Source organism: Deltaproteobacteria bacterium (assembly GCA_019308995.1).
Lineage (GTDB): Bacteria > Desulfobacterota > Desulfarculia > Adiutricales > JAFDHD01 > JAFDHD01.
Map to the genome: position 1 here is coordinate 1 of JAFDHD010000149.1, position 6,717 is coordinate 6,717.

General features: G+C 57.4%; 4 protein-coding genes. 1 reads left to right on the forward strand and 3 read right to left on the reverse strand.

The features are described 5' to 3' along the window. Nucleotides 1-295 precede the first annotated feature (295 nt). Nucleotides 296-1,567 (reverse strand): AmmeMemoRadiSam system protein B, encoded by a 1,272-nt coding sequence (gene amrB, locus JRI95_15765; protein ID MBW2062999.1) that lies wholly within the window; start codon nucleotides 1,565-1,567, stop codon nucleotides 296-298. A gap of 43 nt (nucleotides 1,568-1,610) precedes the next feature. On the opposite strand from amrB, the gene JRI95_15770 reads away from it, so the two are divergent. Further along, entirely contained in the window at nucleotides 1,611-2,408 is a 798-nt protein-coding gene (locus tag JRI95_15770; protein MBW2063000.1) for a J domain-containing protein, read from the forward strand. Here the strand turns inward: JRI95_15770 and JRI95_15775 are convergent. Both JRI95_15775 and JRI95_15780 read right to left on the reverse strand, forming a co-directional pair. Next, nucleotides 2,387-4,978, reverse strand: coding sequence for a tetratricopeptide repeat protein (locus JRI95_15775; protein ID MBW2063001.1), 2,592 nt, complete (start codon nucleotides 4,976-4,978; stop codon nucleotides 2,387-2,389). The two genes, JRI95_15770 and JRI95_15775, sit on opposite strands and share 22 nt — an antisense overlap. Beyond that, a complete protein-coding gene (locus JRI95_15780; GenBank protein ID MBW2063002.1) occupies nucleotides 4,975-6,384 on the reverse strand; it encodes an L-seryl-tRNA(Sec) selenium transferase in 1,410 nt (469 codons plus the stop codon). The genes JRI95_15775 and JRI95_15780 overlap by 4 nt, the downstream gene beginning before the upstream one ends. Nucleotides 6,385-6,717: the final 333 nt, after the last annotated feature.

The window sequence follows — 6,717 nt, forward strand, 5'->3', positions numbered from 1 at the left end:
TAACGAATTGTCATTGGAGCTTTAGCGACGAAGCAATGTAAAAATACGGGCGGGGATAAACCCCGCCCCTACAATACCGATTTAGAGCAATTGCCAAAAAAATGTTCCGATATAAATTCTGAAACGAGGAAGCCAAAAGGAACTTAATTATGACAATCGCTCTAGAGTTTTAGAGTAGGGGCGGGGTTTATCCCCGCCCGTATATTTCTGGTCTTTCATATGTCAATAAAGGCCAAGACTAGTATGAACGCGCTTATAAACAACGGGTCATATCCAGTTCGCTTTAAGCCAGGCGTCAGGGAAAGATCAGGCTGGCAAAAGAGACCAGGCCCTGGCCGGTCTCGTCAACCCACTGGTCATAAGATAAAAGCTGACCTTCAGCATCGTCGAGCAGGCGGAGCATGGTGTAAAGAGAAGGCAGGCCGCAGACATGGCGCCGGTCCTGCTCCTGAGCGATCTTAAGGTAAAAACCCTGGGAATCTCCCTCTGTCACCAGGCGCAGCAGCTCCAGGTCGTGTTCCCGTATCTCCTGCTGCACCGGACCGGTGATCCTGAAACCATCCCCGAACTGCGGCCCCACATGAGAAAGGTCCACGCTGGCCAGGATCAGAACCCGCCCTTTTGTTTTTTCCCACTTAGACAGCAGTTCCTTCAACACGTCACGGGCGTTCCGGTATGCCTCGACATCCTCTGGACCCTGGCCTGCTTCTATGATCTGGTGGAACGACCCGCACAATAAAGGCAGGACCCGAATTTCCTCATTATTTCTATACAGGCTCTTCAGCCAGACTGCCTGGAATTCGACAGAATGCTCGCCCCGGTGAATGAACTCCTCAGCTTTCAAGCCCGGTCCGGAGCGGGCCGCCAGGTCAGCCATCAGGTCTTTTTCGCATTTGAGCGGACCAAAGGGTGTGTCGAGATCCTTGTCACACGCGATCAGGTAGTTTTCAGTCGGGCTATGGGCGGTGCCAAGGACGACCACCAGGCCGGGGGGCTGCGAATCCGTAAGCCGGTCGTAGGCCCAGGCATAGCAGTGTCCGCCCCGGTCGAAGTCAATATGTGGAGCGACCAGGCCGCGGGGAGGTTTAAGGAGAGCCGGTTTGGGGTCCCGGCCCGGGCCGGCCGGGTGATGATAAAACGCTTCCAGCTGCCGGGTCAGGTCCTCTGGATCGGCTGCGTACGCCTGGCCAGCCATCATGGCCGGCCGGGAAGGGCTTGCAGCGAACTCCGCCTCCAGTTCAGCCAGAAAGCGATCAAACCGTTCTCCTTCCAGGTAAAGGTTTTCGTCGAGCTGACTGATCAAGCCTTCAATGTCCTCGAACGGGATCAGCTGGCCGAAACGGCGCATCCACGCCGCCTGGATGTCTCGGAGGTCATTTTGCCCGTCGAGCAGGGCCAGGACAAATGCGGCCCCTGCCTGAAGAAACAGGGACTTGGGCGCGATGCGGTTTGGGTCTCGCAGGCAGATGGCCTCCTGCCCCTGGATTTTCACCGGGAAGGCCTCAACCGGCCTGAGCATCGGTTTGCGGCTCCCTCGCTTGAGTCCATTATTTGATTCTGATATCATGGCTGCATGCAACTCCTGGCCGGGCGGTTTTTTGAGCGACACTATGGCTTTAAAGGATAATTATTACCACATTCTGGGGATTGATCAAAGGGCTGGGCCTGAAGAAATAAAGCAGGCGTATCGTCAGCTGGCTTTGAAATACCACCCCGACCGAAACCCGGGAGACATGGCGGCTGAGGAGCGGTTCAAGCTGATGAGCGAGGCCTATGCCGTTCTAACGGATCCGGTCAAGCGCTCCCAGTACGATCGAACCCTGGCCTCTGATTTCGATCACAAGCGTGAGCCGGATCATGGTTTCACCTACACCCAGGAAGACATCTTAAGGGATTTTTTCTCCAGCCCTGACGCCCGTCAGGCCTTCAGGGACCTGAGTCAGGAGTTCAAACGGTTCGGGTTCCGTTTTGATGAGAAATTTTTACAGCGCCTTTTTTTCGGCGGTCGAGGATTCTTCTTTAGTGGAATTTTTTTCACAGGCCCCTTTTTCGGCCGCATGCAAAGGAGACAACGGCCAATCTCCGAAAGCTCCCGGCGTATCGGGCTGTGGGGCCGGGTCGGTCAAATCATCAAACAGAAGGCGCAGCAGCTTATTGGCCCGTCGAAGCAAACCCTGGTGGCCAATGAGTCGGATATAAAGTTTAACCTGACCATTTCCGAGGCCCAGGCCGCTTCGGGCATGCAGGCCCAGGTGGCCTATAAACGGAACGGGCGGACTTCAAAAATTTCGGTGCGCATCCCGCCCGGGACCAGGGACGGCGCTCGCCTGCGGCTTAAAAATATGGGCCGTCATCGGTCGGACGGTACCAGGGGCGACCTTTATCTTCACATCCGGGTTTCTTCCTGAGAGCTGTTTTTTTGCTCAGACATCAAGCGCCTTATCGTTTCCTGGGCCTGGAGGGCCGGGCCGTATTCCGGGTCCATTTCCAGGGCGCGCTTCAGCCACTCCACGGCCTCTTCCAGCCGGTCCTGATCCTGGATGACACGCCCCAAATGGTAATAGACCTCGCGGCTGTGGACTCCCATATTCAGGGCCTGGCGGTACTGGTCCTCAGCCCCGGCCAGGTCGCGGACACAGAGAAGCGCTCTGGCCAGACGCTCTCTAAAGAGGGCGTTGCTTTTGTCCAGGTCCACGCTTTGCCTGGTCAATGAAAGAGCCACCTCCAGGTCGGCGCCTTTGTCCATGAAAAGCACCCCGAGCTGGCTCATGGAAGCCGCGTCTTTGGGGTCGCATCTGACCGCAGCCTTATAGGCGTTAATGGCCTCGTCGTCGCGACCGGCCCGGAGCAGGCTTTCTCCCAGGTACCGGAACACAATGGGGCGGCTGTCTTCAGCCTTTTCAGCCCGCTCAAGGCTTGCGACCGCTTCATCAATCCTCTCAAGCTCCAGGGCCATCTTGCCCAGTTGAAAGAGGACATCAAAATTCTGTCCGTCAATCTCAGCGGCGCGGCGAAAGTTTTCCAGGGCCTCCATGGGCCGGTCGGCCATGGCAAAGGCAAACCCCTGATTGAAATGGGCCATCAGGTTTTGCGGGTCCAGCTTCATGACCTTGCCAAAGCACTCGAGGGCCAGGTCCAGGTGGCGCTCATAACCGTAACAAACCCCGAGGCTGTTGAGTACGTTCAGGTCATCCGGGTCCAGTTCCAGGGCCTTTTCGAACTCGGCCACGGCCTCCTCAAGGTCTCCGGCCTCGAACAGTTTATCCGCGCTGATATTAAGGCTGACGGCATCAAAGGCCGCTTGAGAATCGGGCCCGAAGAAGGAGGCGTGCTCCAGCGCTTTCTGGGCATTGACCAGTGTGTCGGGCCGGGTAAAAGATGCACACGGATAAACAGCCAGGCCAAGGGAGACGGTTTGAGGGTGGCGGCCATTAACCTTGCTCCGCCATGTTTCCGCCAGAGTCTGGGCCGCGGCTTCATCCATACCCGGGCTGAAAACAACCAGGCAGTCCGCACTGAAGCGGCCGGTGAGGGCCTTTTGCGGCATGTCTTCCTGAAGCATGTCGTACAGGCTTTTAAACTGCTGATCGCTCAGCAGGCGGCCCATGGTCTGGCGGTAGCTGTCATACCCGTCCACCCGGACCAGAATGATGCCGAATTTCTCCTCTTCCTCCATACGCTCGTCAAAGAGCCGGATAAAACCCAGATGATCCGGGATGCCAAGCAGAGGGTCCAGCCGTTCCTTGTCCTCCTGAAGCCCGGCGGGAGGCTCCTCCCTAGCCGTCTGGCTGAGGGCCAGGGTGTCTCCGGCCTTGACCCGGCTCAGCGAGTCCCGCAGGTTGATGACCTCGCCCACCGCGAAATTCTCCTGCACCTCGGCCAGAACCACCTCGCCTTTGAAGTCAATCTCATCACCCCGGCCCATGCCGCTCAAACTGAAGACCTGACCGACCCTGGCCCCGACCACCCGGCCGAGGTTGACCACGACCCGGTTCAGAGGCAGAACCTGAACTATCCGGCCTCCCTTTTTGAGTATCTCCCCAAAGGTAAAGACGCGGGTCTCATCACCAGCCAGGGCTTGGCTCAGGGCCAGCTCAACCTTCAAAGACAGGGCCTCGGCCAGTTCACCTTCGTCGCCGACCGCCGCCTCGGTCTGACCATACTCATCGGTGAAATCCAGCGGATAGGCCGCCAGGCCAAAGTTCAGGGTCATGCGAGGCAGGTCCTGGCCTTCAAAGGACTGAGGCGGGTCTTGCATGGCTTCAGCCAGATCGAGTCCGGCCTGAATATCCTGGCGCGGCAGTACCAGACCGAGGCGGCCTGGCGCCAGCCGCACGGCGCAGAATGACGGCGAAGCTAGCTCGCGCAGGCTTTGGGCCAGAGCCCGCATTGCCCGGCCAGCCTCGAGGCGGCCGTAAGTTGAAGCCAGGTCATTAAATTTGGCGATCTCCACCAGCAGCACCGTCAGGCCTGGATAATCTCCTTCTCCCCCGAAGCTTAGCGGCTTTGGCAACCCCCGGCCACTGCCTCGTCCCATGAAGGTCTGAAGCTCCCGCTTGAGGTAGGCCCGGAAGTAGTCCTCATTGTATAGCCCCGTCTCCTGATCCGTAATGTTGATTTTATAAAGAAGGACCTTTTCAAGGGATTGCTTAACCAGCGCCAGCAGGAGCGAGTGAGCGGCCTCCGGTAAATCGAACACAACCGGCAAGGCAGCGGTAAGCATGGCCAGGGGCCGGTCGTTATAGACAACCGGCAGATGGAGCTCCCAGGTGGCCTGGTCGTAATACAGGTTGTTTTCAGCCAGGGCCCGCGTTTGCGCTTCATTCAGACCGGCTTCCTGATCAGGACTGTCGAGCAGAAGGAGCCGAAAGTCCTCAGACCCTAAGACCGGACTCAGGTCGTCAATAAGAATCCGGGCATACCGGGCTATATCCTCCACCTCCAGCCGTATGCCCTGACGTTTGAAAAACTCCCTCATCCCTTGTCCTCAGCAGCCAGCTCCATCAAGGCATGGGCCACGATATTTGCGTCTTCCCTGACCATGGTCCGTACATCCAAGACAAACCGTTCATTTTCGATGCGCCCAATGATCGGCACCGGCCGGGAACGAAGCCAGGCTTCCAGGTCATTGACAGACATCTGGCGCGGAAGCATCCTTACCAGGCGGGTCTGAAGCTCCTGAAAAGGCAGGGCTCCGCCGCCAATACGGGAAAAACCGTCAGCCAGGTCCAGCTCGACCGCCTCCCCGGCCACAGCGGCCAGCTTCCGCTTGAGCCGGGTCGCTCGGGTCCGCAGCTCGCGAAGGCTTGTGGTGATCATTCGTAGAATGGGTATGCGCTCCATGGCTTTTTCTTCGTCCAGGTAGAGCCGCAGAGTCGCCTCCAGGGAAGCCAGAGTGAATTTGTCTATGCGCATGGCCCGGTTGAGGGGATTTGTTTTGATGCGGTCCACGAACTCCTTTGCCCCCAAGATGATCCCGGCCTGCGGGCCACCGAGGAGCTTGTCGCCGCTGAAGGTGGCTAAGGCCACTCCGGCGGCAATCGTCTCCTGGACCGTCGGCTCTTTGAGCAGGCCGTAAGTCGAGAAATCAATCAGGGAACCGCTGCCCAGGTCTTCGACCACGGGCAGGCCTCGTGAACGCCCCAGTTTGACCAGGTCGGCCACATCAACCTGCTCGGCAAAGCCGATCATGTGAAAATTGCTCTGGTGGACCTTCATGAGCACAGCGGTCTGAAGGGTAATGGCCTGTTCATAATCGCGCAGATGGGTCTTATTGGTGGCGCCTACTTCAACCATGATCGTTCCGCTGCGGGCCATGACATCCGGGATACGGAAGGAACCGCCGATCTCAATGAGTTCACCGCGCGAAACAATGGCTTCCCGGCCTTTGGCCAGGGTTTCCAAAGCGAGCAGCACGGCCGCGGCGTTATTATTGACCACGAGTCCGGATTCAGCGCCGGTCAAGTCGCACAGCAGCCCCTCGACATGGCTGTACCGGGAGCCGCGTCGGCCTAATTCCAAGTCAAATTCGAGATTGGAGTAAAACCGACCGGCGCTCGCAATGGCCTGCATGGCTTCTTCAGCGAGCGGGGAGCGGCCCAGGTTGGTATGAATGACAACGCCGGTGGCATTGACCACGCGGCGAAAATTGGGTTGGGCCAGAATATGGGCCTTTTGTTCAACTCGCTTAAGGACGGCCTGGCGGGAAAGGTCCGGCAGATGAGCGCCGGCTCCCTGCTGTTTGATATCACGCCGCAGATCGTCCAGGGTCTGCCTGATGGCCCCCAGCACCAAGACCCGAGGCATGGTGCTCATCAGGGCCTGAATGCGAGGCTCATCCAGGAGCTGATCTACTCCAGGCAGACGCCGAAAAAGCTCTTCCATGGTCATCCTTAAGAAAGGCTTATACTAAGTTCAAATATATATAAAATTCATGTTCCTGTCATTGCGAACGCCCGGCCTTCCGGCAGAAGTCGCAGGGTTATTTGGCAAAGAAACTGTTTTCAAGCTTTGGAGGAGGGCGGGGATAAACCCCGCCCCTACTCTAAAACTCTAGAGCGATTGTCATAATTATGTTCCTTTTGGCTTCCTCGTTTCAGAATCTATATCGGAACATTTTTTTGGCAATTGCTCTAAATCGGTATTGTAGGGGCGGGGTTTATCCCCGCCCGTATTTTTACATTGCTTCGTCGCTAAAGCTCCAATGACAATTCGTTA

Coding starts and splice junctions, on each gene's coding strand:
- amrB (MBW2062999.1), bottom strand. CDS start 1,567: ATGATATCAGAATCAAATAATGGACTCAAGCGAGGGAGCCGCAAACCG.
- JRI95_15770 (MBW2063000.1), top strand. CDS start 1,611: ATGGCTTTAAAGGATAATTATTACCACATTCTGGGGATTGATCAAAGG.
- JRI95_15775 (MBW2063001.1), bottom strand. CDS start 4,978: ATGAGGGAGTTTTTCAAACGTCAGGGCATACGGCTGGAGGTGGAGGAT.
- JRI95_15780 (MBW2063002.1), bottom strand. CDS start 6,384: ATGGAAGAGCTTTTTCGGCGTCTGCCTGGAGTAGATCAGCTCCTGGAT.